The following is a 24,669-nucleotide window of genomic DNA, read 5'->3' as shown; positions in this document are numbered from 1 at the left end:
TGGCGATGCTCAAGACCGCAGAAGAATCCACGCCATGCACCATGTCCAGTCTGTCTGAACCGGACAGCCGTGGGACGAGCCCGGCCATGACGGCGGGGAAGGAGCCAAACTCAAGCGAGACGATCGTGCTGCATCGGCAAGAGGTCCGCGTAGACCTCGGGCGGCCGCCAGCCCCGTCACGACGTCAGCTTGGCCCCGGCCGCCATGATGTCGTTGGCGATTCGGCTGGCGCGGTGGGCGAACTCGTCGCGCAGCCGGCGCGCAGCCTTGGCGTCGCTCTCCAGCACACGCTGAAACAGGCTGCGCGAGATCCGCACCACGGTCGAATATTCCAGGGCCGTCGCGGTCGCCGGACGCCGCATCTCGACCAGCAGCGCCAGCTCGCCGATCAGCATGGTCGGCGTCGCGACGATCTCGGCACCGACCTCGTCGCTGATGCGCAATGACCCGCGCTGGACGACATAGCCGCAATCGGCCGTGTCGCCCTCGCGGAACAGGGTCTCGCCGCTCTGGATGTTACGCTGCTCGGAGCCGATGGCGATCATGCGAAGTGAGTCGCTTCCCAGCAGGCGCAATGTTGGGACGCGCTCCAATAGCGCAATATCGTCTTCGATCGACATCAAGGGCCCGGGGAAGGCTGAATGGAACCAATATCATAAATGGCGAAACCGCCATCCCCGAACCTATCACGGTACCAACTTGTAGCCACCGGCCTCCGTCACCAGAATCTCCGGATTCGCGGCATCTTTCTCGATCTTCTGCCGCAGACGGTAAATGTGCGTTTCCAAGGTGTGGGTGGTGACGCCGGAATTGTAGCCCCACACCTCCTGGAGCAGGGTCTCGCGCGACACCGGCTGCTGGCCGGCGCGGTACAGGAAGCGCAGGATCGCCGTTTCCTTCTCCGTCAGGCGGACCTTGCGGGCATTGGCGCCGGTCAGCATCTTCGAGCCCGGCCGGAAGCTGTAGGGACCGACCGAGAACACCGCGTCCTCGCTGGCCTCGTGCTGGCGCAGCTGGGCCCGGATGCGGGCCAGCAGCACGGCGAAGCGGAAGGGCTTGGCGACATAGTCGTTGGCGCCGGATTCGAGCCCGAGAATCGTATCGGAATCGGTATCGTGCCCAGTCAGCATGATGATCGGCGCCTTGAAGCCGCCCTTGCGCAGGGACCGCACCACTTCGCGGCCATCGGTGTCGGGCAGGCCGACATCCATCAGAACCAGGTCGGGTGAATTGGCCTTTGCGGCGGTGGCGCCTTTGGCGCCGGTATCGACGGCCTGGGCTTCGAACTCGTCATGCAGCGAGAGCTGCTCCATCAGGGCATCGCGCAGATCGGTGTCGTCATCCACGATCAGGATCTTGCGGGCATTGGCCATTGTACAATCCTCTAGGTGGCGCCGGCGGGATCGGATGGGTGGCGCCGTCAACGGTGGGCAAACAGGCTCATCAGCCCTGTTCCGTCTTGAAGTAGGGGGCGGTTACCGATTCACAAGCGCCCGGGACTCTACTCCAGAATTGAGCAGGGATTGAGATGATTGTCCTGTTCGACCCTCGCGGCGGACCATTTGCCGACATTAAGGCAATTACCGGGCAATCCGTGGCAATGAAAAGGCACGTTGTTTCATGTCGTTATCGAAGGTGAAGCCTGGCATGCCAGCATCGCGAATCTCGATTCGCACCAAAGCCGGGTCGCGGCAGCGCGGCCGGCTCCATGTCTGGGGCCATGTCATCCCGGTGGCGCTCGGCCGCGGCGGCGTCCTGGCCAACAAGCGCGAGGGCGATGGTGGCACCCCCCGGGGGACCTTCCGGCCCCGGCAGCTGTGGTGGCGGGCCGATCGTCATCCGCGTCCGCGGACCTTTCTTCCGATCCGAGGGATCGGTCCGGAGGACGCCTGGTGCGAGGACCCGGCCGACCGGCACTACAATCGGGCGATCCGGCTGCGCGGCGACCGGCCCGGGGACCGGCTGGCGCGCCAGGACCATCTCTACGACTTCATCATCGAGATCGATCACAACGCGCGACCGCGGATCGCGGGCCGCGGCAGCGCCGTGTTCCTGCATCTGGCGCGGCCGAATTTCGGCCCGACCGCAGGCTGCGTGGCCATGACCCGACCGGCGATGCTGCGTCTGTTGCAAAGGATCGGCCCGCGCACCAGGATCGTCATCCAATAATGGATAAGGAGGACGACGTCATGCGCGCACCGGATCAGCCAGCCAGCGCCTCGGGCATCCTGCGCCAGCATTGGAGCGAAGGCCGGAAGCTGGCGGCGCTGCCGCCGGAGCTGCGTCCACACGACCGCGCAGAGGGCTATGCGATCCAGGCCGAGCTCGAGCGCCACTCGCCCAAGCCGCTATTTGGCTGGAAGATTGCGGCGACCAGCGAGGCCGGCCAGCGCCATATCAATGTCGCCGGTCCGATGGCCGGGCGAATCCTGGCCGAAACGGTGCTGCCGGTCGGCGGCACCGCGTCGATGGCCGGCAACGCGATGCGGGTCGCCGAGCCGGAATTCGCCTTCCGCCTCGGATGCGATCTGCCGCCCCGGCCGACACCCTATAATGTCGCGGAGGTGCTGGCCGCGGTCGACACGCTGCACCCCGCGATCGAAATTCCCGATTCGCGGTTCGCCGACTTCGTCAGTGCCGGCGAGGCGCAACTGATCGCCGACAATGCCTGCGCGCATCTGTTCGTGCTGGGCGAGGCCAGCACCGCCGACTGGCGCAGCCGCGACCTGATCGCGGAGCGGCCGCGCATCGCGCTGCGTGGCGAGACCTTCATCGGCCACGGCCGCAACGTGCTCGGTGATCCGCTGATCGCGCTGGCCTGGCTGGTCAACGAGCTCAGCGCGCTCGGCGTGCCTGCGCGGGCAGGGCAGGTGATCACGACCGGCACCTGTCATCCGCCGCTGCCGATCGACAGCGGCGACCACATGGAGGCCGATTTCGGCGATCTGGGGCAGGTATCGGTGCGGTTCGAGTAGGGACCTGCCGCGACCGCGCCCTCTTCAGCGATGCCCGAAGATCGCCGAGCCGACACGGACATGCGTGGCGCCAAACTGGATGGCGATGGCGAAATCGGCGCTCATGCCCATCGACAGATGCGCGAGGCCGTTGCGGGCGGCGATCTTGGCGGTCAGCGCGAAATGCGGCCCGGGTGCTTCGTCGACCGGCGGAATGCACATCAGCCCTGAAATCGTGAGCCCGTAATCCGTGCGGCAGGCGGCGATGAAGGCGTCGGCGTCGCCGGGCGCGATGCCCGCCTTCTGCGGCTCCTCGCCGGTGTTGATCTGGATGAACAGTTGCGGATGCCGGCCCTGGGCAGAAATCTCCTTGGCAAGCGCCACGCACAGGCTCGGCCGGTCCACCGAATGGATGGCGTCGAACAGCGCCACCGCCTCCTTGGCCTTGTTGGATTGCAGCGGCCCGATCAGGTGCAGCGCGAGTCCCGGATGCGCGGCCATCAGCGGCGGCCATTTGGCTTTGGCTTCCTGAACGCGATTTTCACCGAACACGCGCTGTCCGGCCGCGATCACCGGCTCGATCGCGTCGGCATCGAAGGTCTTCGACACGGCGATCAGCGTGACCGAGCCGCGATCACGTTTGGCGTCGCGGCAGGCCCGCAGAATCTCCTGCTCGACGGCGGCGAGCGCGGACGGCGAGGACGAGGTTGAGGCGTTCGATTCATCAGGCACGATGGCGTCCGTCGGTAGATTACGGGTTTGGCTGCAATTTTACGCAGTTCGAGAAAAGGTTCTTGAGCCCTTCTCCTTACCCTCCACGGCCGGGGGTAGGGGGAAGAAATGCCAAGCATCCGGTTCAATCGCAATAGAGTGAAGCTGAACCGGCTGATGGGGATCCGCGCCCGGCTGGCGCTGCTCGCCCTGATCCTGGTGGCGCCGCTGATGCTGGAACGTGCGCGCTCGCTGGAAGGCGCCAGGACAAGGCAGATCGCGCTCGCATCGGAGGAATTCTCCAGCCTCGCCCGGCAGAGCGCCGACATGCAGCGCGAGGTCATCATGTCGGTGGAGACGGTGCTGAAATCGACGGCCTATGTCCGGGCGTCGAGCACCGGCGTGAGCCGCAGCTGCGACATGATGCGCGCCAGCCTGCCGGCGACCCTGCCGTGGATCCGCACCCTGATGATCGCCGGCCGCGACGGCCGCATCCAGTGTTCGACCAACAACCAATATGTCGGGCTCGATTTCAGCGACCGGCCATATTTCCGTGGCGCCCAGGAATCACGTGATTTCGTGTTCAGCGACTACCTGCTGTCGAAACCGTCGCACGTGCCGATCGTCATGGCCGCCTATCCGGTCGGCGCCATCACCGGCGAGCCGGACGCGGTGATGCTGGCGAGCGTGAACCTGGAATGGATGTCCAAGATCATGAGCAATCTTGGCGGCCGTCCCGGCATCACGGCGGTGCTGATCGACAGCGAGGGAACCGTGCTGGCGGCGCCCGCCGACCGCACCGAGCTGATCGGCCGGCCGCTCGACAGCGTGCCGTTGTTGTCGGCCGTTGCCGAGACCGCGCTGAGCTCGGGCAAGCCGTCCGAGACGATGAGTTTCACGGCGGCGGATGGCTCCAAGCGCGCGATCACCTTCACCCGGATCGCCGACACCGGCTCGCGGCTGATCGTCAGCATCGATGAGACGCGCGTCACCGCCGCCATCGACCGCGAGATCCGCAATGCCTATCTGCAGGCTGGCCTCGTCTGCCTGATCGTGCTGCTCGGCGCGCTGATCGCCGCCGAGAAGCTGATCGTGAAGCCCGTCAGCATGCTCGCCGCGACCGCCAAGCGCTTCGGCCACGGCCACTGGTCGGCGCGCGTCACCACCAAGCATCTGCCGTCGGAGTTCGTTCCGCTGGCAAAGTCCTTCAATGCGATGGCCGCCAAACTCGGCCAGCGCGAGCGCGAGCTGGTCGCCGCCAATGACCGGCTGACGGTGATGGCGTCGATCGACATGCTCTCGGGCCTCGCCAACCGCCGCGGCTTCCAGAACCGCATCGACGTCGAATGGAGCCGCGCGCAGCAGGCCGGCACCGAGCTGTCGCTGCTGATGATCGACGTCGACCACTTCAAGCTCTACAACGACACCTATGGGCACCCTGAGGGCGACGCCTGCCTGTCACGTCTCGGCGAGACGCTGTCGCAGATCGCCGGTGCAATGACGGCTTTCGCCGGCCGCTATGGTGGTGAGGAGTTCTGCCTGTTGCTGCCGGGCATGGGTGCGAGAGAGGCGCTCGCGGTCGGCGAGCAGGTGCGCGCCACGGTGCTGGAGCTCGAGCTGCCGCACGCGACGTCGGCGCATCGATGCGTCACCGTGAGCGTCGGTGTCGCCTCGACCCGGCCGAACGAGTCGCTGATGCCCTCCGACCTGATCGAAGCCGCCGATGCCGCGCTCTATGCGGCCAAGCATCGCGGCCGCAACACGGTCATCGCGCATGGCTTCGCGGATGTCGCGGATGACAGGAGCGGCGTGGCACGCGCCGGATAGGGCTGCGCCGCGGCCAGCGATCAGCCGACCGCGAGCTTCCGGTCGAGCTCGAGCTCGGTGACCACGCGGTTTCGGCCGAGCTTCTTGGCGAGATACAGCGAGCGGTCGCAACGGTCGATCAGATCAGCCATCGATTCGCCGAACTGGAACTGGCCGACGCCGATCGACACCGTGATCTGCGGCAGCACCTCGCCGGTCGAGCGCCGCGTGAACTGACAGTCGGCGATGGTGCGCCGGATGCGCTCAGCGATGACGGTGCAACCTTCGAGGTCGGTCTGCGGCAGCACCGCGATCAGTTCCTCGCCGCCGTAGCGCGCCGGAAGATCCTTGTCGCGGACGCGCTCGCGCAATGCCTTGGCGACGAGGCGCAGCACCTGATCGCCGACGCCATGGCCGTAATTGTCGTTGAACTTCTTGAAGTGGTCGACGTCGATCAGGAGAATGCTGAGCGGTTCGTCGCGCTCCATCGCCTCGACCTGTGCATGGCGGAAGAACTCTTCGAGCGCGCGCCGGTTCGGCAATCCGGTCAGCGTGTCGGTGCGGGCGCGCTGCTCCGACTTGTTGAGCGAGTCCCGGATGGTGTCGAGCTCGCGTGACTTCTCGGCAAAGCTCGCTTCGAGTTTCGCCGCACGCGCGGTTGCCTGGGCGAGCTCACTGACCAGGTTCTCGATCAGGATCTTCGGATCGACACCCTGCTCGCTGCGTTCGGCGACGCCATCGATCGCCGCCATGTGCGTGCGGTTGTCGGCGATCGCGGCCGTCAGATACTGCTTGGCGGAGTCCATCACGCCATGCAACTGCTGCGAGACTTTGTGGACGACAGCCGCTTCCGTACCCTGCTGGCCGATATAGGTGTCGAACAGCGCCTGGTTGGTGGTCTTGTCGAACTTGCGCTTGTTGCTGACCAGGATGTCGACGGCGCGCTTGAGATCCGACGCCGAGCCCAGTGAGTACTTGAACCACAGATGGAAGTTGTTAGGCGTCGGTGGCACGCGCTGTTGAGCCATGGATTTCATGGCCTTTTCCGCGACCGTCGTCGCGTACTCGAAGTCAAGCTCGTCGAACGTAGCGCCGGACACGATGTGGAGTGATCCCAGATGCGGGCTGATGCCTGGATGTATGCACTCAGTCTCCCATTCAAGTCTTAACCGTGCCTCAATCGGACCTTCGACACAGCCGGCGGAGGCTGCAAAAAAACTCGCGATTACCGTCGCTTAGCGGATGCCCAAAATGGTATCATCATCTGTCGCCCCATTGACCGGGCTGCCGCTTTTGTGGCCTAGTCCGCCGTCTTCAAACGACGCGAATCCTCGAAAATTATAAGCGATTCCATGACATCCGAACGCTACAACGCCCGTGAAGCCGAGCCGCGCTGGCAGCGCCAGTGGGACGAGAAGGCGATCTTCGCCACCAGGAACGACGATCCGCGTCCGAAATACTACGTACTCGAGATGTTTCCCTATCCGTCGGGACGCATCCATATCGGCCATGTCCGTAATTATACGCTCGGCGACGTGCTGGCGCGCTTCATGCGCGCCAAGGGCTTCAACGTGCTGCATCCGATGGGCTGGGACGCGTTCGGCCTGCCGGCGGAGAACGCCGCGATCGAGCGCAAGGTCGCGCCGAAGGCATGGACCTACGACAACATCGCCGCGATGAAGAAGCAGCTGCGCTCGATCGGCCTGTCGCTCGACTGGGCGCGCGAATTCGCGACCTGCGATCCGTCCTACTACAAGCACCAGCAGAAGATGTTCCTCGACTTCATGCAAGCCGGGCTGGTGGAGCGCGAGCAGCGCAAGGTCAACTGGGATCCGGTCGACATGACCGTGCTCGCCAACGAGCAGGTCATCGACGGCCGCGGCTGGCGGTCCGGTGCGGTGGTCGAACAGCGTGAGATGAACCAGTGGGTGTTCAAGATCACGAAGTACTCGCAGGAGCTGCTGGACGCGCTCGATGGTCTCGACCGCTGGCCCGACAAGGTCCGGCTGATGCAGCGGAACTGGATCGGCCGCTCCGAAGGCCTGTTGATCCGCTTTGCGCTGGATCCCAAGACGACGCCGGCGGGCGAGACCGAATTGAAGATCTTCACGACGCGGCCCGACACGCTGTTCGGCGCCAAGTTCATGGCGATCTCGGCGGACCATCCGCTGGCGCAAGCCGCGGCCGCCAAGAACCCGGAGCTCGCCGCGTTCATCGCCGAGATCAAGCGGATCGGAACCGCGCAGGAGGCGATCGACACCGCGGAGAAGCAGGGCTTCGACACCGGCATCCGCGCCGTGCACCCGTTCGACCCGAGCTGGACCTTGCCGGTCTATGTCGCGAACTTCGTGCTGATGGAATACGGCACCGGCGCCATCTTCGGCTGTCCGGCGCACGACCAGCGCGACCTCGACTTCGTCAACAAATACGGCCTCGGCAATGTCCCGGTGGTCTGCCCCGAGGGCCAGGACCCGGCGAGCTTCGTCATCACCGACACCGCCTTCGACGGCGACGGCCGGCTGATCAATTCGCGCTTCCTCGACGGCATGACGATCGCGCAGGCCAAGGACGAGGTCGCCAAACGGCTGGAGACCGAGCAGCGTGGCGGCGCTGCCGTCGGCGAGCGCCAGGTCAATTTCCGCCTGCGCGACTGGGGCATCTCCCGGCAGCGCTACTGGGGCTGTCCGATCCCGGTGATCCACTGCGCCAAGTGCGACGTCGTGCCGGTACCGGCGAAGGACCTTCCGGTGGTGCTGCCGGACGACGTCAGCTTCGACAAGCCAGGCAATGCGCTCGATCACCATCCGACCTGGAAGCACGTCACTTGCCCGACATGCGGGGGCAAGGCGTTGCGCGAAACCGATACCATGGACACCTTCGTGGACTCGTCCTGGTACTTCGCGCGCTTCACCGATCCGTGGAACGAGACCTCGCCGACCACGCCGGCGGTGGCCAACCGGATGATGCCGGTCGACCAGTATATCGGCGGCGTCGAGCACGCGATCCTGCATCTGCTCTACAGCCGCTTCTTCACCCGCGCGATGAAGGCCACCGGGCACGTCGCCATGGACGAGCCGTTCGCGGGCATGTTCACGCAGGGCATGGTGGTGCACGAGACCTACCAGAAGGCCGACGGCACTTATGTGAACCCGGCCGAGGTCAAGATCGAGGTTGGCGGCAATGGCCGCCGCGCGGTGCTGAGCGCGACCGGCGAGGACATCACGATCGGCCCGATCGAGAAGATGTCGAAGTCGAAGAAGAACACGGTCGACCCCGACGACATCATCGAGAGCTACGGCGCCGACGTCGCGCGCTGGTTCATGCTGTCGGACTCGCCGCCGGACCGCGACGTGATCTGGAGCGACGAGCGGGTGCAGGGCGCGGCGCGCTTCGTCCAGCGTCTCTGGCGGCTGGTCAACGAATCGGTCGCGGCGTCCGCCGAAACCCCCTCCCCCCGTCCCGCCGCCTTCGGCGCCGACGCGCTGGCGCTACGCAAGGCGGCCCACGGCGCCCTCGACAAGGTGACCGGCGGCATCGAGCGGCTGCACTTCAACGTCTGCCTGGCGCATATCCGCGAATTCGCCAACGCGCTGGCCGACGTCCTGGCGCGGCCGGCCAAGCCGGCCCCCGACCTGGCCTGGGCGATTCGCGAGGCTGCGGGGATCCTGGTGCAGCTTTTCTCGCCGATGATGCCGCATCTGGCCGAGGAATGCTGGCAGGTGCTGGGCCACACTGGGCTGATCTCGGAGGCGTCCTGGCCGCAAATCGAACGAGATTTGCTGGTTGAGGACAGCATGAGCCTAGTCGTCCAGGTCAACGGCAAGAAGCGCGGAGAAGTCACAGTCGCCAGCAACGCGCAGAATCCGGAAATTGAGGCTGCCGTTTTGGCCCTCGATGCAGTAAAACTGGCGCTGGATGGCAAACCCGTCCGCAAGGTGATCATTGTTCCCAAGAGGATCGTGAATGTCGTCGGCTAGGTTTCGGATCGCTGCTCGGCTTGTTGCCGTGGCCGCTTTGGCCGCGCTGACGGCAGGCTGCTTCCAGCCGATGTATGCGGAGCATACCGACGGCACGCCCGGCCTGCGTGAAAAGCTTGCCGGCATCGAGCTGCCGCCGGTCGACAAGCCGAACGCCTCGCCCGAGGCGCGCATCGGCGTCGGCATCCGCAACGCGCTCGCCTTCAAGCTGTACGGCACCGCAACCGGCACGGCGCCGACCCACAAGCTGGTGCTGCGATTGCAGACCAGCCGGTCCTCGCTGATCGTCTCGCAGACCACCGGCCTGCCGACCACCGAGAATGTCGGCCTCGACGTGCAGTACAATCTGGTCGAGCTGGCGACCAACAAGTCGGTCATGACCGGAACGACCTTCGCGCGCACCTCCTACGACATCCCCGGCTCGTACCAGCGCTTCGCCCGGCAGCGGGCCTTCCGTGACGCCGAGGATCGCGCGTCCGAGGAGGTCGCCGAGAAGATCAAGACCCGGCTCGCGGCCTATTTCACCGCGGGCACCTGACGCACGGCTGACATCGCCGTGGTCGCGCTGCGCGGACGAGACATCGATGCCTTCCTGGCCAAACCGGACGCCGCGCGTCCGCTGATCCTGTTGTACGGACCGGATACGGGCCTGGTTCGCGAACGCGCCGAGGCGCTTATCGCTTCGGCCGTCGACAACCCCGATGATCCGTTCTCCGTGGTCAGGCTCGATGGTGACGAACTCGCCGCGGAGCCGTCGCGCCTCGTCGACGAAGCCATGACCGTGCCGCTGTTCGGCGGCCGGCGAGCCATCCGAGTCCGCGCCGGGTCGCGCAATTTCGCCAGCGGCGTCGAGACGCTCAGCGAGATGAACGTGCGGGATTGCCGCATCGTGATCGAGGCCGGCGACATCCGCCCCGATTCGCCACTGCGCAAGATCTGCGAGAAGGCCAGAACGGCGGTCGCGATCGGCTGCTACCCGGACACCGAGCGCGATCTCGCCAAGCTGATCGACGACGAATTGCGCATCGCGGCCCTGCGCATCGCGCCCGACGCTCGCGCCTATCTGATGGCGCTGCTCGGGGGCGACCGCCAGGCCTCGCGCAACGAGCTGCGCAAGCTGACCCTGTTCGCCCATGGCGAAGGCGAGGTGACGCTCGACCATGTGATGGCCGTGGTCGCGGACGCCTCGGAGATGAAGCTCGACCCGATCGTTGACGGCGCCTTCGGCGGCAAGCCCGAAATTGTCGAGACCGAGTTCGGCAAGGCGATGATCGCCGGCACCTATCCCGGCGTCATCATCTCCGCTGCGCAGCGACATGCGGCATGGCTGCACAAATCGGCGCTCGCCGTCGCTTCCGGCACGCCGGTCTCGTCCATCCTCGAAGGCGGCTTCCCCCGGCTGCACTTCTCGCGCAAGCCGAGCGCGGAAGTCGCACTGCGCAATTTCTCCCCTGCCCGGCTGCTGCCGATCATCGACCAGCTGGCGACGGCTGCGCTCGACATGCGCAAGCAGCCGGGGCTCGCAGCGGCGATCGCGCAGCGGACATTGTTGTCGATCGCGGTGGCCGCGCGGCGGAAGGGGTAGTGGCGCGAGACGCGGCCGCGCTGAGGGCGGCGTCGCGGGCTTCAGGCCGAGTCGACTCTTCAGGCCGTCGGGATCCGCGACCGCTCTGCAACCTCCGCCGTCATTCCGGGGGGCCCGCAGGGCAAGCCTGGAATCCATCGGGCCACAACATCTGCCGTAAAATGGATTCCGGGTTCGTGTTGCGCACGCCCTGGAAAGACGGAGGAGAGAGCTGAGAAATCGCCTTGGGAAATCGCCTTGGGCAATCGCGATCAGGACAGACGATCGCACGCGTCGTCGTTAGTTGAGAAGCTCTTTCCAGTTAGTAGCTCGTCATGCTCGGGCTTGACCCGGGCATCCATCCTCTTCGGAAGAAGTTGCCGCAAAAGATGGATGGCCGGATCAAGCCCGGCCATGACGAGAGGTGAGAGTGGAGCAACAAACGAACAGGAGACGACGCAGGCCCCGGGCGCGGCTACGGCGACGCGAGCAGCGCCGCCAACTCACATCTAACCCTGCTCCAACCGACGCATCACCTCGTCGAGCTGCTCCAGGCTGCGATAGGTGATCTGCACCGTGCCGCCGGGATCGCGGTGGCTGATCGACACGGAAAGGCCGAGCGCATCGCCGACGCGCTTCTCCAGCGCGATGGTGTCCGCGTCCTTCTTCTCCGCCGTCGCGCTGCCTCCAGCGCTGCGCGGCTTCTGCGGCTTGCGCTCCGGCACGCCCTCTTCATGCGCGAGCGCCTCGGTCTGCCGGACGTTCAATCCTTCCGCGATGATCTTCTTCGCCGCCGACATCGGATCCGGCAGATTGATCAGCGCGCGCGCATGACCGGCCGAGATCTGCCCGGTCGCGATGAAGCCCTGCACCTCGGCCGGCAGCTTGGTCAGCCGCATCATGTTGGCGACGTGGCTGCGGCTCTTGCCGACGATCTTGGCGATGTCTTCCTGGTTGCGTTTGAACTCGTTGGCGAGCGCGTGATAGCCCTGCGCCTCCTCCATCGGATTGAGATCCTCGCGCTGCACGTTCTCGATGATCGCGAGCTCCAGCGCATCGCTGTCGCTGACATCGACCGGAACGATCGGCACCTCGTGCAGGCCGGCGGCCTGCGAGGCGCGCCAGCGCCGCTCGCCAGCGATGATCTCGTAGCGGTCGTGCTGGCCCTTCACCGGACGCACCACGATCGGCTGGATCACGCCGTGCTGCTTGATCGAGGCCGAGAGCTCGGCGAGCTCGCCGTCGGAAAACGTCTTGCGCGGGTTGCGCGGGTTGGGCTTGAGGAACTCGATCGGCACCTTGCGCTGATTGCGCGGCCGCTCCGGCGGCGCGCCGGCCTCGCGGCCGACGTCGCCGATCAGACTTGCGAGACCCCGGCCCAATCGCGATCGCGACTCGTCGGCCATCGCCTTCTCCTTTGGATTCACGTCACGCTCCGCTTGCGTCTGCTGCCGATCAGTCCCGTCGGCACAATGAACGAGGGAGCGGATCCTGACCGGATCCGCTGCCGTCCTCGAATGAGATCCGGGCGACGATGTCCCCGGAGCAGAGGCAAGGTCAGTTCGTGCGCAGGTCACGCTCGCGCTGAATGACCTCGGTGGCGAGCTTCAGATAGGCCTCGCTGCCGACGCACTTCAAATCGTAGACCAGCACCGGCTTGCCGTAGGACGGTGCTTCCGAGATGCGCACGTTGCGCGGGATCATCGTGTTGTAGACCTTCGATCCCATGAACTGACGGACGTCGGCGACCACCTGGTTCGACAGGTTGTTGCGCGAGTCGAACATCGTCAGCACGATGCCGTGGATCGACAGGTTCGGGTTCAGGGTCGAGCGCACCTGCTCCACGGTCTGCAGCAATTGCGACAGACCTTCGAGCGCGAAGAACTCGCACTGCAGCGGCACCAGGATCGCATCCGACGCGGCCATCGCATTGACGGTCAGCAGGTTCAGCGACGGCGGGCAATCGACCAGCACGTAGGTGTAGTCGTTCTCCGGCGAGACGTTGTTGTTGAGACCGGCGATCGCGTCGCGCAGACGGAAGGCGCGGTTGGCGCTGGAGCCGAGCTCGAGCTCCAGACCCGACAGGTCCATCGTCGAGGAGGCGATGTGCAGCCGTGGCACGGCCGTCGCAACGACGGCGTCGCGCAGCGAGGCCTCGCCGATCAGCACGTCATAGGTCGAGCAGTTGCGGCTGCCACGGTCGATGCCGAGCCCGGTCGAGGCATTGCCCTGCGGATCGAGGTCGACGATCAGCACGCGCTCGCCGATCGCGGCCAGCGCCGTGCCGAGATTGATCGCGGTCGTGGTCTTGCCAACCCCGCCCTTCTGGTTGGCGAGCGCCAGGATGCGCGGATGCCCCTCCGGGTGAGGAGCCCTATCTTCTTGATAAATCTGATCAATTACGGCCATGCGCGATCGCCATTGGTTGTCGTCTTGACGGAATTCAGCTCTGTCGCTCGATGCAATCGATTGCGACGATCCAGCCCTGCCCGCCCGTCCGGCTGGAATGAAGTTTCGGCTCAATTTTCCAATACTTAGTAGATTCGGTCAATTCCGCTTCTACATCTTGACCCTTGAGAAACAGCGCTTTCGCGCCTCTTTTCACCAGGGGCTCCGCAAAGCCGATGAGTTGATGTAGCGGAGCCAGCGCGCGTGCGGTCACGCAATCGACTCGCCCACTCCACTTCTCCACGATATCCCCGATCTCTGACAAATGCACGATCCCCGGAGCACCGGTGACGCGAATTGCTTCGCGCAGGAACGCCGCCTTCTTGGCGATGCGCTCAACCAGATGGACCTGGGCGCCGGGCCGCTCGGCCAGCGCGCAGGCGAGGACGACGCCCGGAAGCCCGCCGCCGCTGCCGAGATCGACCCAGATCCGGGCGTCGGGCGCGAGATCGAGAAGCTGCAGCGAATCCGAAATGTGCCGGGTCCAGAGATGCGGCAAGGTCGAGGGCGCGACGAGATTCGTCTTCGCCTGCCATTCCAACAGCAGGGAGACATAGCAATCGAGGCGCTGCTCCGTTTCACGTGAAACGGGCGTCAAGGCGAGCGCAGCCGCCTTGTCGGATTCAATCACCTTGGACGCCACTGCCTGTTTCACGTGAAACGCCCTTCAGACCGCGGCCTTGCTGCGACGCGCTTCGCGGCGAAGATAGGCCGCGAGAATTCCGAGCGCCGCCGGCGTCATGCCGTCGATCCGGCCCGCCTGCCCGATCGTCCAGGGCCTGGCAGCCGCCAGCTTCGCCCGCGCCTCATTGGAAAGACCCGGAACGAGCGCATAGTCGATGTCGCCGAGCACCAATCCCTCGTCGCGCCGGAAGGCATCGACGTCGTCGCTCTGGCGGCGGACATAGACATCATATTTGGCATCGATCTCGAGATGGGCGGCGATGGCGGCATCGATCGCGCCGAGCTCCGGCCAGATCACCCTCACCTCGGAGAAGCCGATCTCCGGATAGGCCATCAGCTCGAAGGCCGAGCGGCGCTGGCCATCCTTGTTGAGCGTGAGGCCATGCTTAGCCGCCTCGTTGGGCGTGATCGTCAGCGACCTCGCCAGCGAACGGGCAGCCTCCAACGCATCCATCTTGCTTCGATGGAAACACGCACGCTCATTGCCGACACAGCCGAGTGCGATGCCCTTGTCGGTCAGCCGCTGGTCCGCATTGTCCGCCCGCAACGTCAGCCGATACTCGGCGCGAGAGGTGAACATCCGATACGGCTCGGTGATCCCTCGCGTGACCAGGTCATCGATCATCACCCCGAGATAACCGTCGGCGCGATCAAACACGACCGGCGCGCCGCCGCCTGCGGCCAGCGCCGCATTGAGGCCGGCGACCAGACCTTGAGCCGCGGCCTCCTCATACCCGGTCGTGCCGTTGATCTGACCGGCCAGGAATAGACCCTTCATCCGCCTGGTCTGGAGGGTCGGCTCGAGCTCACGCGGATCGACGTGGTCATACTCGATCGCATAGCCGGGCCGGATCATCCGGACCCGCTCGAGACCCGGGATGGTCGGCAGCAGCGCGAGCTGAACCTCTTCTGGCAGCGAGGTCGAGATGCCGTTCGGGTAGACCGTCGTGTCGTCGAGTCCTTCCGGCTCCAGGAAGATCTGGTGGCCGTCGCGATCACCGAAGCGGACGATCTTGTCCTCGACCGAGGGACAATAGCGCGGCCCGGTCGACTTGATCTGCCCGGAGTACATCGGCGAGCGATGGACATTGGCGCGGATCACCTCATGGGTCGCGGTCGTCGTCCGGGTGATGCCGCATTGGATCTGCGGGGTGGTGATCTTATCGGTCAGGACGGAGAACGGCTCCGGCGGATCGTCGCCGGGCTGCATCTCGACTGCTGTCCAGTCGATCGTCGATCCATCCAGACGCGGTGGGGTCCCGGTCTTGAGCCGGCCGAGACGAAATCCGATGGCTTCGAGGGACTGGGAGAGTCCCAGCGCCGGGGCTTCGCCGACCCGGCCCGCCGGCCAGGTCCGCTCACCGAGGTGAATCAGACCACGGAGGAACGTGCCGGTCGTGATGACTACAGCAGCACAGACAAAGGTCCGGCCGTCGGCCAGCCGCACGCCCGTGACCCGGCCGTCCGTGACGATCAGTTCGTCCGCCTCGCCTTCGATCACAGAAAGGTTCGCGGTCTCCCGGATCGCCGACTGCATTGCTGCGGCATAAAGCTTGCGATCGGCCTGGGCGCGCGGGCCTCGAACGGCCGGTCCCTTCCGGCGATTCAGAACCCGAAACTGGATGCCGCCGGCATCGGCGACGCGGCCCATCAAGCCGTCGAGAGCATCAACTTCGCGAACCAGATGTCCTTTCCCCAAACCTCCGATGGCCGGATTGCAGGACATGGCCCCGATTGTCGCGAACTGATGGGTGATCAGTGCGGTCCGGGCGCCCATGCGCGCCGCACCCGCTGCAGCTTCACAGCCGGCGTGGCCGCCACCGATGACGATGACGTCGTAGGATGTCAGATGCTGGATCATGGGGGCTTATCTAACGCTTGCAGACAACGCTCGGAAGACGTTTCACGTGAAACATTCGCCGATGACCAAGGCGAGGACGTTTCACGTGAAACAGCACCCCCTGTGAGATCGGAACTTGTTTCACGTGAAACGTCGCAAAGAGTTCCGTCCCTGTTTCACGTGAAACAGTTGAGGGTCCGTTAACCAAGCAACGCTTCATTAAGTATATCTGTCGCGCCGACCGTTGCCGTCGCTACTTGCCGATACAGAACTCGCGAAAGATCACGTCCAGCACATCCTCGATGTCAACCCGCCCCAAGAGGCGCCCGAGCGCGAGGGCGGCGATCCGCAGCTCCTCCGCGGCGAGCTCCTCCCCGAGATCTACGGCCGCAATGCTCTGGCGAAGTGCGGCCGCGGTCTCCTCGAGCAGGGTTCGTTGCCGTTCTCGCGTGATCAGGCCACTCTCGGTCGATCCAAAGAAGTCACCAGCGAAGCCGATCAGGGCCTCCAGCAGTTCGGACAAGCCTGCTCCGGTTCTCGCCGAGATCGCAAAAACCCGATCCGCGCTTTGCACCGACGCTGCAGCTCTCGCCTGGGGGGCCGGCAGGTCGATTTTGTTGCGGATCAGCCAGACAGGCACCCCGGTTCGACGCTCTGCCTCCGCCCGATCCGCCCGATCATCCTCGGACAGCCACAGCACGAGATCGGCCTGCGCCGCCCGATCGCGGGCCCGCCGCACGCCTTCCTGCTCCACGGGATCGTCCGTCTCCCGGATCCCCGCAGTGTCGATCACCGTGACGGGATAGCCCTGTAGATCGAGCTGAACCTCGATGACGTCGCGCGTCGTGCCGGCATGGGGCGAGACGATCGCCACTTCACGCCGGGCCAGTTGGTTCATCAATGTCGACTTGCCGGCGTTCGGAGGTCCGGCGATCACGACCGTCAGGCCGTCACGCAGCCGCTCCGCCCGGCCCTGCGCCGTCAGAACGGTCTCGATCTCCGCCAGGAGCCGTTCGATCCGGGACAGCGCCGGCGCCATCAGTTCGGCCGGCACATCGCCTTCATCGGCAAAGTCGATCCCGGCTTCGATCAGCGCCGCAGCTTCGATGATCTGCTCACGCCAGCTCCGCGCCTTGTCGCCCAGCAGGCCCTTCAACTGCTGCAACGCCTGGCGCCGCTGGCGATCGGTGTCGGCGTGAATGAGATCGTCGAGCCCCTCGGCTTCGGTCAGATCGATCTTGCCATTCTCGAACGCGCGCCGCGTGAACTCGCCCGGCTCCGCAGGGCGCATCTGCGGCATCGTCGAGAGGAGCGAGAACACCGCCGCGATGACGGCCCGGCTGCCATGGACGTGCAGCTCGGCGACATCCTCGCCGGTGGCGCTTGCGGGTCCGGGAAACCACAGCACCACGGCATCGTCGATCGCTTCGCCACCGCCTTCGCGCAACAAGGCGCGTGTTGCAGTCCTCGGCACCGGCAATCTTCCCGCCAGCAGCCGAAGGGCTGATCCCGCATGTGAGCCAGAGAGTCTGACAATCGCAATCGCGCTCGGCAGCCGTCCCGAGGACAATGCAAAGATGGTCTGATCGTGAGGATGCATCATCCTCAGTTGGGCTTGCCGGCAGCGAAACACAATCGGTTTGCAGCGGCATGCTTTACGTCGGATGCCGCCAACGAGCGGTGGCGCCCGCGCCTGATACAGTCCCGCAAACAAAAAGGGCGCTCCGAAGAGCGCCCCTGTCCAGATCGAGACCGTGGTCCAATCAGGTATTCATGGATTCGAAGAACTCGGCATTGCTCTTGGTGCTGCGGAGCTTGTCGAGCAGGAAGTCGATTGCGTCCATGGTGCCCATCGGATTGAGGATGCGGCGGAGGACGTACATCTTCTTGAGGTTCTGCGGCTCGGTGATGAGCTCTTCCTTGCGGGTGCCGGACCGGGCGATGTCGATCGCCGGGAAGGTCCGCTTGTCCGCGACCTTGCGGTCGAGGATGAGCTCGGAGTTGCCGGTGCCCTTGAACTCTTCGAAGATGACCTCGTCCATGCGGCTGCCGGTGTCGACCAGCGCGGTGGCGATGATCGTCAGCGAGCCGCCTTCCTCGATGTTGCGGGCGGCACCGAAGAAGCGCTTCGGCCGCTGCAGCGCGTTGGCGTCGACACCGCCGGTCAGCACCTTGCCGGATGACGGCACGACAGTGTTGTAGGCGCGGCCGAGGCGGGTGATCGAGTCCAGGAGAATGACGACGTCACGGCCGTGTTCGACCAGGCGCTTGGCCTTCTCGATCACCATTTCCGCGACCTGGACGTGACGGGCCGCCGGCTCGTCGAAGGTCGAGGACACGACCTCGCCCTTCACCGAGCGCTGCATGTCCGTGACTTCTTCCGGACGCTCGTCGATCAGCAGCACGATCAGGTAGCACTCGGGATGATTGGCCGTGATCGAGTGCGCGATGTTCTGCATCAGCACCGTCTTGCCGGTGCGCGGCGGCGCGACGATCAGCGCGCGCTGGCCCTTGCCGATTGGCGCGACGATGTCGATCACGCGTGGCGACAGATCCTTGCGGGTCGGATCCTCGAGCTCGAGCCGGAAGCGCTCGTCCGGAAACAGCGGCGTGAGATTGTCGAAATTGACCTTGTGCTTGGACTTCTCGGGATCCTCGAAGTTCAGCGTGTTGACCTTGAGCAGCGCGAAATAGCGCTCGCCCTCTTTCGGGCTGCGGATGTGTCCCTCGATGGTGTCACCGGTGCGCAGCCCGAAGCGGCGGATCTGCGAGGGCGAGACGTAGATGTCATCGGGACCCGGCAGGTAGTTGGCATCGGGCGAGCGCAGGAAGCCGAAGCCATCGGAAAGCACCTCGACGACGCCCTCGCCGATGATGTCGATTTCCTGGATGGCGAGCTGCTTGAGGATGGCGAACATCAGCTCCTGCTTGCGCATCGTGCTGGCGTTCTCGACCCCGTTTTCCTCCGCGAAGGAGACGAGCTCGGCCGGCGTCTTTGATTTGAGGTCCTGTAGTTTGATTTCCCGCATTGGGGTGGTCCTGTGGAAGCGACTTGGGAGGGATGCGAGGTGGCTGTGGGAAGGCGGACGAAAATGAGGTCCGCAGGTCTGAGCAAGGTTGGCGCCGATGAGGCACCAGACCTGATGCGGCGGCCGGTCAAGCCGGAACGCAACCACATCCGCCTGCGTGGGGTGGGATATTTACAATATAGAAAATCGCGCCGTCGTCTGCAAGGCATCTGCAGCGGAGCGGTATTCCCTGGGAAACGGTCAGAACGGCTTGACGATCACGAGAATCACGATGCCGATCATCAGCACCGTCGGTACCTCATTGACATAGCGGTAGAATTTCTGGCTCCGGGTGTTCTTGTCGGCGCCGAATTCCCTGACCCAGCGGGTGAACAGTCCGTGGACTCCCGACATGATCAGCACCAGGAGAAATTTTGCATGAAACCAACCGCTGGTATACCAGTGGCCGGCCCAGACCAGATAGAGTCCGGCAAGCCAAGTCACGGTGATCGCCGGATTGATGATCGCCTTCAGCAGGCGCCGCTCCATAACCTTGAACGTCTCGGACTGCTTCGAGCCGATCTCGGCCTCGCAATGATAGACGAACAGCCGCGGCAGATACAGCATGCCGGCCATCCACGCGATGACAGCGATGACGTGAAGGGCCTTGATCCACTCATACATCGGAAACGCGCGGTCCTCTCAGGCAGCGATAAGCTTGCGTGCTGAGACATATCCGCTCGCTCAGTCCCCTCCAAACCAAATAATTTTAGAATCTTAAGGTTTGAGTCTAGGTAGCGGTGGATTGGACTCATGAAATGTCATCCGCAGTCTGCCCGCAGCTTGTTCACATTCCTCAACATGCGAGCCGCGCCCGCCGGATCGCTCCAGAGTTCAATGCGATTCAAACGCTTGCCGAAATCCGTCGACAGCTTATCCAGAGACAAACGAACGTCGTCCCGATATCATCGGCCTGCGGCTTGGCGTTGTCCCGGACGGCGACCATGTGCAGAAGAATCGGGGTTATCCAAAGGGGCGCGGTCGGCGGCTGCTTTTTGGTCCCATCCTTCACAGGGATTCACAGATCGTTAAGGATTTGATGCCCAGCACCGGCAACTATTTTCACCTGCATCTGGTTTCCGACTCGACGGGCGAAACCCTGATCACGGTCGCGCGAGCAGTCGCCGCGCAATACACCAACGTGACCCCGGTCGAGCACGTGTACCCGCTGGTGCGGAGCCAGAAGCAGCTCGACCGCGTGCTCGACGAGATCGAGGAAGCGCCGGGCATCGTGCTGTTCACCCTGCTCGAGAAGGACCTGGTCAGCCGGCTCGAAGGCAAGTGCCAGCAGATCAACATTCCGAGCCTGTCGATCATCGGTCCGGTGATGCAGCTGTTCGAGGCCTATCTCGGCGCGTCGACCGCCGGCCGCGTCGGTGCGCAGCACGTGCTCAATGCCGAATATTTCGCCCGCATCGATGCGCTGAACTACACGATGCTCCACGATGACGGGCAAATGGTCGACGGCCTCGAAGACGCTGAGGTGGTGCTGGTGGGCGTCAGCCGGACGTCGAAGACTCCGACCTCGATCTATCTCGCCAACCGCGGCGTGCGCACAGCCAACGTGCCGCTGGTCCCGGGCATTCCGATCCCGCACCAGCTCGAGACATTGAAGAAGCCGCTGGTCGTCAGCCTGCATGCGACCCCGGAGCGGCTGATCCAGGTGCGGCAGAATCGCCTGCTCAGCATGGGTGCGGAATCCGGCAATGAGAACTATGTCGACAAGCAGTCGGTGACCGACGAGGTCGCCTATGCACGCAAGCTCAGTGCGAAGTTCAACTGGGTCATGCTCGACGTGACGCGGCGCTCGATCGAGGAGACGGCCGCCGCGATCCTGAAACTCTATACCGACCGGCAGCGGCAGCGGCTTCCGGACTAGTGAGCGGATCAATGTCCATCTGGTGCAGTGACGAGCCTCTCATTCTGGCATCGCAGAGCCGCGCGCGGCGGATGCTGCTCGCGAACGCAGGACTCGCGTGTGAGGCGCTTCCGGCCGATATCGACGAACGCGCGGTCCAGGCCGAAGCCGGCCTGGTCGCGCCCTACGAGATTGCGCTACACCTCGCCAATGCGAAGGCCGCTGCGGTCTCGGCAAGCAGGCCCAATTCCTATGTGGTCGGCGCGGATCAGACGCTCGCATTGGGTGAGCGCATGTTCAACAAGCCGGCCGGCCGCCAGCATGCCATGCAGCAATTGTTGGCGCTGGGCGGGCGCACCCATGCGCTGCACTCGGCCATCGCGGTGGTCCGCAACGGCGAGGTGCTGTTTTCGCACGTCGCCGTCGCCTGGATGACGATGCGCGCCCTCTCTGAGGCCGAGATCGCCGCCTATCTCGATGCCGCCGGCGACGCCGTCACATCCAGCGTCGGCGCCTATCAATTGGAGGGGCTCGGGGTGCACCTGTTCGACCGGATCGACGGCGATCACTTCACCATCCTCGGCCTGCCGCTGTTGCCGCTGCTCGCCTATTTTCGCGAAGCGAAGCTGCTCAGGATCTGATGCCGACCGCAGCCACGCGTAAGGGGAGTGACCGCGGATGAGAGTGCTGGGTCTGACCGGCTCGATGGGCATGGGCAAGTCGACGACCGCGAAGCTGTTCGCCGAAGCCGGCGTCCCGGTCTACGACGCCGACGCGACCGTTCATAAGGTCTATGAAGCCGAAGCCGCGCCGGCGATCGAAGCCGAATTTCCCGGGACCACGGTGGACGGCAAGGTGGATCGGGCCAGGCTGTCGGCGAAGGTCGTCGGCGATCCCGCTGCGATCCGCCGGCTCGAGGCGATCGTGCATCCGATGCTGCGCTACTACCACCAGAAATTTCTCGACGACGCCGAGCAGTCCGGCGTGCCCGTTGCCGTTGTTGATGTCCCCTTGCTGTTCGAGACCGGCGGCGACAAGCGCGTCGATGCCGTGGTGGTGGTGTCGACCTCGCCCGAGATCCAGCGTCAGCGCATCCTGGCGCGCGGCACGATGACGGACGAAGCGCTCGATGCGCTGCTCGCACGGCAGATGCCGGATGCCGAGAAGCGCAAGCGCGCCGATTTCGTCGTGGATACCTCGCACGGGCTCGATCCGGTGCGGGCACGCATCCGCGACATCCTGGCGGAGGTCGTTAGAATGCCGCAGCGCCGGGGCTGATTCGCAAATCCGGCCGCGCGGAATTTCCACGGATCAAGTCAGACGGATCAAATCAGATGCGTGAGATCGTTCTCGACACCGAAACCACCGGCCTCGACGCCCTGCGCGGCGACCGCCTCGTCGAGATCGGCTGTGTCGAAATCATCAACCGCATGCCCACCGGCCAAGTCTACCATCGCTACATCAATCCCGAACGCGACATGCCGGCGGAAGCGTTCGCGGTTCACGGCCTGTCGAGCGAGTTCCTGGCCGACAAGCCGCTGTTTCACGAGGTCGTCGAGGAGTTCCTGGAGTTCATCGGCGATGCCCCGCTGGTGATCCACAACGCCTCGTTCGATATCGGCTTCATCAATGCCGAGCTCGACCGGGTCAAGCGCGCGGCCATTCCCAGGGATCGTCTGGTCGATACGCTGCTGCTCGCACGTCGCAAGCATCCTGGCGTGTCGAACCGCCTCGACGACCTCTGCTCGCGCTATGCGATCGACAACTCACGCCGGACCAAGCACGGCGCGTTGCTCGACGCCGAGCTGCTGGCGGAGGTTTATGTCGATCTGGTCGGGGCGCGGCAGTCGCAGCTGATCCTGACCCAGGACAGCCAGGAGATCCGCATCGGGTCCGCCGGCGAGACGCCGCGCCGTCAGCGAGAGCAGCCGCTGTCGCCGCGGGTCACGGAGGCGGAGCGAGAGGCACATCGCGCCTTCATCGCTACCCTCGGCGACAAGCCGATCTGGATGGAGTTTCTCGCCGGCACGTGATCCGCCCGATCGGCGGCGGATCACGCCCTGCAAACATCAAATTTTTAAAGAGCGAAACGATCAGCTCGACAGCACCTGGCCGCCCTGGGCCGCGGCCTGACGCTCCATGTTCTGGCGGTACAGGCCGACGAAATCGACCGGGTCCAGCATCAGGGGCGGGAAGCCGCCGTCGCGCACCGAGTTGGCGACGATCTCGCGGGCGAACGGGAACAGCAGGCGCGGGCATTCGATCAGCAGCATCGGCGACAGGTTCTCGCGCGGGATGTTGACCAGCCGGAACACGCCGCCATAGACCAGCTCGAAGCTGAACATCACCTGGCTGCCGCTCTCGGCCTTGCCCTCGATTGTCAGCGTCACCTCGTACTCGGTGTCATTCAGCGCATTGGCGCCGACATTGATCTGGATGTTGATCTGCGGCGGCTGGCCCTGCGGCGCCAGGGACTGCGGAGCGTTCGGATTCTCGAACGAGAGATCCTTGATGTATTGCGCCAGCACGTTCAGTTGAGGAGGAGGAGCCGCGTCGGGAGTGGCGCCGTTACCGTTGGTCATCGCAGTGTTCTCCAGGCAAAAAGGGCGGGTCGTTGCGGCGCGTGGCTACCATAGGGCCGGCTTGTTCCACAAGGACGAGCCACCGACGCCGTCAAGGGCCGAAGCAACCGCTCGATCCGGCCAGTATGCCTCTATTTGTCGCATCGGCCGTCGGAGGGAACCGGAGACGGGCCTCCCCTGTTCCAATCCGGGGCCGATCGGATTTCCCCTTGAGGGGGAAAAGGGTTAGGATCGGCGCGCCACAATGCGCCATTGGCCGGGCCCAATTCGATGACTACATCCGGGTCGACCAGGGATTCACGGGTCTTAACCTGGATCCTGTAGAACGGGTGCCCGGTGGCCGGGCTCCGCGTTCGGCTCGACAAGTCAGAAAGCGAACACGACGTGGACATTTATACCATCATCTTCCTGGCGCTGGCGGTCTTCATCTTCATCCGCCTGCGCGCCGTGCTCGGGCAGCGCACCGGGAGCGAGCGGACGCCGTTCGATCATGCCGCCCGAAACGCGGTCCAGGGCGCGCAGGACAACCACGTCATGCCGGTTCCCAACAAGCCCATCGACCCCTCGGCTGCGGTCCCCGGCGGCGAGATGCCGGCGCCGGGTGATCGCTGGCGTGGTCTGGCCGAGCCGGGCACGCCGCTCGCCCGTGGCCTCGATGCGATCGTCGCCGACGACTCCTCGTTCGATCCGCGCCATTTCCTGACCGGCGCGCGCAGCGCCTACGAGATGATCGTGCTGGCGTTTGCCAATGGCGATCGCCGCGCGTTGCGCGACCTGTTGTCGTCCGAGGTCTATGAGAGTTTCGACGCCGTCATCAAGGAGCGTGAGAAGCAGGAGCAGAAGACCGAAACCCGCTTCGTCTCCATCGATACCGCCGAACTGGTCGGCGCCGAGCTGCGCGACCGCACCGCGCAGGTCACGGTGCGCTTCGTCTCGCAGATGATCTCGGTGACACGCGACAAGGGCGGCAACATCGTCGACGGCAATCCGGACAAGGTCGCCGACATCACCGACATCTGGACTTTCGCCCGCGACACCGGCTCGCGCGATCCGAACTGGAAGCTGGTCGGAACCGGCAGCCATTGATGGAATAGGCTGCCGCCGCTGGCGTTACATTGGGAGATCGCCTGCTCCCGTTGTCGACCGGCTGCGTGAGGCGGGTGAAGAGGCGCATCCT

General features: G+C 64.8%; 23 protein-coding genes. 11 read left to right on the top strand and 12 right to left on the bottom strand.

Annotation, left to right across the window (positions count from 1 at the left end; all coding sequences use genetic code 11):
* Positions 1–176 precede the first annotated feature (176 nt).
* Both QW845_RS07115 and QW845_RS07110 read right to left on the bottom strand, forming a co-directional pair.
* A complete protein-coding gene (locus QW845_RS07115; RefSeq protein ID WP_315716814.1) occupies positions 177–620 on the bottom strand; it encodes a cyclic nucleotide-binding domain-containing protein in 444 nt (147 codons plus the stop codon).
* Between the two features lie 66 nt (positions 621–686).
* Positions 687–1,373 (bottom strand): response regulator transcription factor, encoded by a 687-nt coding sequence (locus QW845_RS07110; RefSeq protein ID WP_315716813.1) that lies wholly within the window; start codon positions 1,371–1,373, stop codon positions 687–689.
* A 274-nt stretch (positions 1,374–1,647) separates the two neighbouring features.
* On the opposite strand from QW845_RS07110, the gene QW845_RS07105 reads away from it, so the two are divergent.
* Together QW845_RS07105 and QW845_RS07100 are read left to right on the top strand one after the other, a co-directional pair.
* Positions 1,648–2,169, top strand: a complete 522-nt coding sequence (locus tag QW845_RS07105; protein WP_315800893.1) for a L,D-transpeptidase — start codon at positions 1,648–1,650, stop codon at positions 2,167–2,169.
* Between the two features lie 20 nt (positions 2,170–2,189).
* The gene (locus tag QW845_RS07100; protein ID WP_315800892.1) at positions 2,190–2,975 is read left to right on the top strand and encodes a 2-keto-4-pentenoate hydratase; all 786 of its coding nucleotides are present in this window, start codon (positions 2,190–2,192) and stop codon (positions 2,973–2,975) included.
* Between the two features lie 24 nt (positions 2,976–2,999).
* Here QW845_RS07100 and QW845_RS07095 read toward each other — a convergent pair whose 3' ends face one another.
* Entirely contained in the window at positions 3,000–3,686 is a 687-nt protein-coding gene (locus QW845_RS07095; protein ID WP_315800891.1) for a YggS family pyridoxal phosphate-dependent enzyme, read from the bottom strand.
* A 108-nt stretch (positions 3,687–3,794) separates the two neighbouring features.
* Here QW845_RS07095 and QW845_RS07090 point away from each other — a divergent pair, with 108 nt between their 5' ends.
* Positions 3,795–5,492 carry a diguanylate cyclase domain-containing protein gene (locus QW845_RS07090; RefSeq protein ID WP_315800890.1) on the top strand — a complete coding sequence of 566 codons (1,698 nt, stop codon included), beginning with the start codon at positions 3,795–3,797 and terminating at the stop codon, positions 5,490–5,492.
* A 20-nt stretch (positions 5,493–5,512) separates the two neighbouring features.
* Here QW845_RS07090 and QW845_RS07085 read toward each other — a convergent pair whose 3' ends face one another.
* The gene (locus QW845_RS07085; RefSeq protein ID WP_315800933.1) at positions 5,513–6,499 is read right to left on the bottom strand and encodes a GGDEF domain-containing protein; all 987 of its coding nucleotides are present in this window, start codon (positions 6,497–6,499) and stop codon (positions 5,513–5,515) included.
* 324 nt (positions 6,500–6,823) lie between these two features.
* On the opposite strand from QW845_RS07085, the gene leuS reads away from it, so the two are divergent.
* Genes leuS through holA form a run of 3 tightly spaced genes read left to right on the top strand, consistent with a single transcriptional unit; the run spans position 6,824 to position 11,033 of the window.
* Positions 6,824–9,448 (top strand): leucine--tRNA ligase, encoded by a 2,625-nt coding sequence (gene leuS / locus QW845_RS07080; RefSeq protein WP_315800889.1) that lies wholly within the window; start codon positions 6,824–6,826, stop codon positions 9,446–9,448.
* On the top strand, positions 9,435–9,986 hold the full coding sequence (lptE, locus tag QW845_RS07075; RefSeq protein ID WP_315800888.1) for an LPS assembly lipoprotein LptE: 552 nt from the start codon (positions 9,435–9,437) through the stop codon (positions 9,984–9,986). The genes leuS and lptE overlap by 14 nt, the downstream gene beginning before the upstream one ends.
* Positions 9,987–10,004: 18 nt before the next feature.
* A complete protein-coding gene (gene holA, locus QW845_RS07070) occupies positions 10,005–11,033 on the top strand; it encodes a DNA polymerase III subunit delta (protein ID WP_315800887.1) in 1,029 nt (342 codons plus the stop codon).
* Positions 11,034–11,521: 488 nt separating this feature from the next.
* On the opposite strand, the gene QW845_RS07065 is transcribed toward holA, so the two are convergent.
* The 7 genes from QW845_RS07065 to hemJ all read right to left on the bottom strand — a co-directional run bounded on the left by QW845_RS07065 (position 11,522) and on the right by hemJ (position 19,676).
* The gene (locus tag QW845_RS07065) at positions 11,522–12,418 is read right to left on the bottom strand and encodes a ParB/RepB/Spo0J family partition protein (protein ID WP_315800886.1); all 897 of its coding nucleotides are present in this window, start codon (positions 12,416–12,418) and stop codon (positions 11,522–11,524) included.
* A 151-nt stretch (positions 12,419–12,569) separates the two neighbouring features.
* Positions 12,570–13,421: a ParA family protein gene (locus tag QW845_RS07060; protein ID WP_315800885.1), complete on the bottom strand. Its 852-nt coding sequence runs from the start codon at positions 13,419–13,421 to the stop codon at positions 12,570–12,572.
* Between the two features lie 34 nt (positions 13,422–13,455).
* Positions 13,456–14,115: a 16S rRNA (guanine(527)-N(7))-methyltransferase RsmG gene (rsmG, locus tag QW845_RS07055; protein WP_315800884.1), complete on the bottom strand. Its 660-nt coding sequence runs from the start codon at positions 14,113–14,115 to the stop codon at positions 13,456–13,458.
* A 12-nt stretch (positions 14,116–14,127) separates the two neighbouring features.
* Entirely contained in the window at positions 14,128–16,005 is a 1,878-nt protein-coding gene (mnmG, locus tag QW845_RS07050) for a tRNA uridine-5-carboxymethylaminomethyl(34) synthesis enzyme MnmG (RefSeq protein WP_315800883.1), read from the bottom strand.
* Between the two features lie 232 nt (positions 16,006–16,237).
* Positions 16,238–17,584, bottom strand: a complete 1,347-nt coding sequence (gene mnmE / locus QW845_RS07045) for a tRNA uridine-5-carboxymethylaminomethyl(34) synthesis GTPase MnmE (protein ID WP_315800932.1) — start codon at positions 17,582–17,584, stop codon at positions 16,238–16,240.
* Positions 17,585–17,747: 163 nt separating this feature from the next.
* On the bottom strand, positions 17,748–19,013 hold the full coding sequence (gene rho / locus QW845_RS07040) for a transcription termination factor Rho (RefSeq protein WP_315740414.1): 1,266 nt from the start codon (positions 19,011–19,013) through the stop codon (positions 17,748–17,750).
* A 240-nt stretch (positions 19,014–19,253) separates the two neighbouring features.
* Positions 19,254–19,676: a protoporphyrinogen oxidase HemJ gene (hemJ, locus tag QW845_RS07035; RefSeq protein WP_315800882.1), complete on the bottom strand. Its 423-nt coding sequence runs from the start codon at positions 19,674–19,676 to the stop codon at positions 19,254–19,256.
* Positions 19,677–20,091: 415 nt separating this feature from the next.
* On the opposite strand from hemJ, the gene QW845_RS07030 reads away from it, so the two are divergent.
* The 4 genes from QW845_RS07030 to dnaQ are packed head-to-tail and all read left to right on the top strand — an operon-like array spanning position 20,092 to position 22,943.
* A complete protein-coding gene (locus QW845_RS07030) occupies positions 20,092–20,931 on the top strand; it encodes a pyruvate, water dikinase regulatory protein (protein ID WP_315800881.1) in 840 nt (279 codons plus the stop codon).
* An 11-nt stretch (positions 20,932–20,942) separates the two neighbouring features.
* Complete coding sequence (locus QW845_RS07025; protein ID WP_315800880.1) at positions 20,943–21,551, top strand: Maf family protein; 609 nt, start codon at positions 20,943–20,945, stop codon at positions 21,549–21,551.
* Between the two features lie 37 nt (positions 21,552–21,588).
* Entirely contained in the window at positions 21,589–22,188 is a 600-nt protein-coding gene (coaE, locus tag QW845_RS07020; protein WP_315800879.1) for a dephospho-CoA kinase, read from the top strand.
* Positions 22,189–22,244: 56 nt separating this feature from the next.
* On the top strand, positions 22,245–22,943 hold the full coding sequence (gene dnaQ / locus QW845_RS07015) for a DNA polymerase III subunit epsilon (RefSeq protein WP_315800878.1): 699 nt from the start codon (positions 22,245–22,247) through the stop codon (positions 22,941–22,943).
* 60 nt (positions 22,944–23,003) lie between these two features.
* On the opposite strand, the gene secB is transcribed toward dnaQ, so the two are convergent.
* Positions 23,004–23,492 (bottom strand): protein-export chaperone SecB, encoded by a 489-nt coding sequence (gene secB, locus QW845_RS07010; RefSeq protein ID WP_315800877.1) that lies wholly within the window; start codon positions 23,490–23,492, stop codon positions 23,004–23,006.
* Positions 23,493–23,876: 384 nt separating this feature from the next.
* On the opposite strand from secB, the gene QW845_RS07005 reads away from it, so the two are divergent.
* A complete protein-coding gene (locus tag QW845_RS07005) occupies positions 23,877–24,578 on the top strand; it encodes a Tim44/TimA family putative adaptor protein (RefSeq protein ID WP_315800876.1) in 702 nt (233 codons plus the stop codon).
* Positions 24,579–24,669 lie beyond the last annotated feature (91 nt).

The organism is Bradyrhizobium sp. SZCCHNS3002, from assembly GCF_032377435.1.
GTDB lineage: Bacteria > Pseudomonadota > Alphaproteobacteria > Rhizobiales > Xanthobacteraceae > Bradyrhizobium.
The sequence above is the reverse complement of the archived record's forward strand: the minus strand, read 5'-3'. Positions and strand labels throughout refer to the sequence as shown.

Excerpts from the sequence above, each read along its gene's own strand:
- QW845_RS07115 (WP_315716814.1), bottom strand. The coding sequence starts at position 620 with ATGTCGATCGAAGACGATATTGCGCTATTGGAGCGCGTCCCAACATTG.
- QW845_RS07110 (WP_315716813.1), bottom strand. The coding sequence starts at position 1,373 with ATGGCCAATGCCCGCAAGATCCTGATCGTGGATGACGACACCGATCTG.
- QW845_RS07105 (WP_315800893.1), top strand. The coding sequence starts at position 1,648 with ATGCCAGCATCGCGAATCTCGATTCGCACCAAAGCCGGGTCGCGGCAG.
- QW845_RS07100 (WP_315800892.1), top strand. The coding sequence starts at position 2,190 with ATGCGCGCACCGGATCAGCCAGCCAGCGCCTCGGGCATCCTGCGCCAG.
- QW845_RS07090 (WP_315800890.1), top strand. The coding sequence starts at position 3,795 with ATGCCAAGCATCCGGTTCAATCGCAATAGAGTGAAGCTGAACCGGCTG.
- QW845_RS07085 (WP_315800933.1), bottom strand. The coding sequence starts at position 6,499 with ATGGCTCAACAGCGCGTGCCACCGACGCCTAACAACTTCCATCTGTGG.
- leuS (WP_315800889.1), top strand. The coding sequence starts at position 6,824 with ATGACATCCGAACGCTACAACGCCCGTGAAGCCGAGCCGCGCTGGCAG.
- lptE (WP_315800888.1), top strand. The coding sequence starts at position 9,435 with ATGTCGTCGGCTAGGTTTCGGATCGCTGCTCGGCTTGTTGCCGTGGCC.
- QW845_RS07065 (WP_315800886.1), bottom strand. The coding sequence starts at position 12,418 with ATGGCCGACGAGTCGCGATCGCGATTGGGCCGGGGTCTCGCAAGTCTG.
- QW845_RS07060 (WP_315800885.1), bottom strand. The coding sequence starts at position 13,421 with ATGGCCGTAATTGATCAGATTTATCAAGAAGATAGGGCTCCTCACCCG.
- mnmG (WP_315800883.1), bottom strand. The coding sequence starts at position 16,005 with ATGATCCAGCATCTGACATCCTACGACGTCATCGTCATCGGTGGCGGC.
- mnmE (WP_315800932.1), bottom strand. The coding sequence starts at position 17,584 with ATGCATCCTCACGATCAGACCATCTTTGCATTGTCCTCGGGACGGCTG.
- rho (WP_315740414.1), bottom strand. The coding sequence starts at position 19,013 with ATGCGGGAAATCAAACTACAGGACCTCAAATCAAAGACGCCGGCCGAG.
- hemJ (WP_315800882.1), bottom strand. The coding sequence starts at position 19,676 with ATGTATGAGTGGATCAAGGCCCTTCACGTCATCGCTGTCATCGCGTGG.
- QW845_RS07030 (WP_315800881.1), top strand. The coding sequence starts at position 20,092 with ATGCCCAGCACCGGCAACTATTTTCACCTGCATCTGGTTTCCGACTCG.
- QW845_RS07025 (WP_315800880.1), top strand. The coding sequence starts at position 20,943 with ATGTCCATCTGGTGCAGTGACGAGCCTCTCATTCTGGCATCGCAGAGC.
- coaE (WP_315800879.1), top strand. The coding sequence starts at position 21,589 with ATGAGAGTGCTGGGTCTGACCGGCTCGATGGGCATGGGCAAGTCGACG.
- dnaQ (WP_315800878.1), top strand. The coding sequence starts at position 22,245 with ATGCGTGAGATCGTTCTCGACACCGAAACCACCGGCCTCGACGCCCTG.
- secB (WP_315800877.1), bottom strand. The coding sequence starts at position 23,492 with ATGACCAACGGTAACGGCGCCACTCCCGACGCGGCTCCTCCTCCTCAA.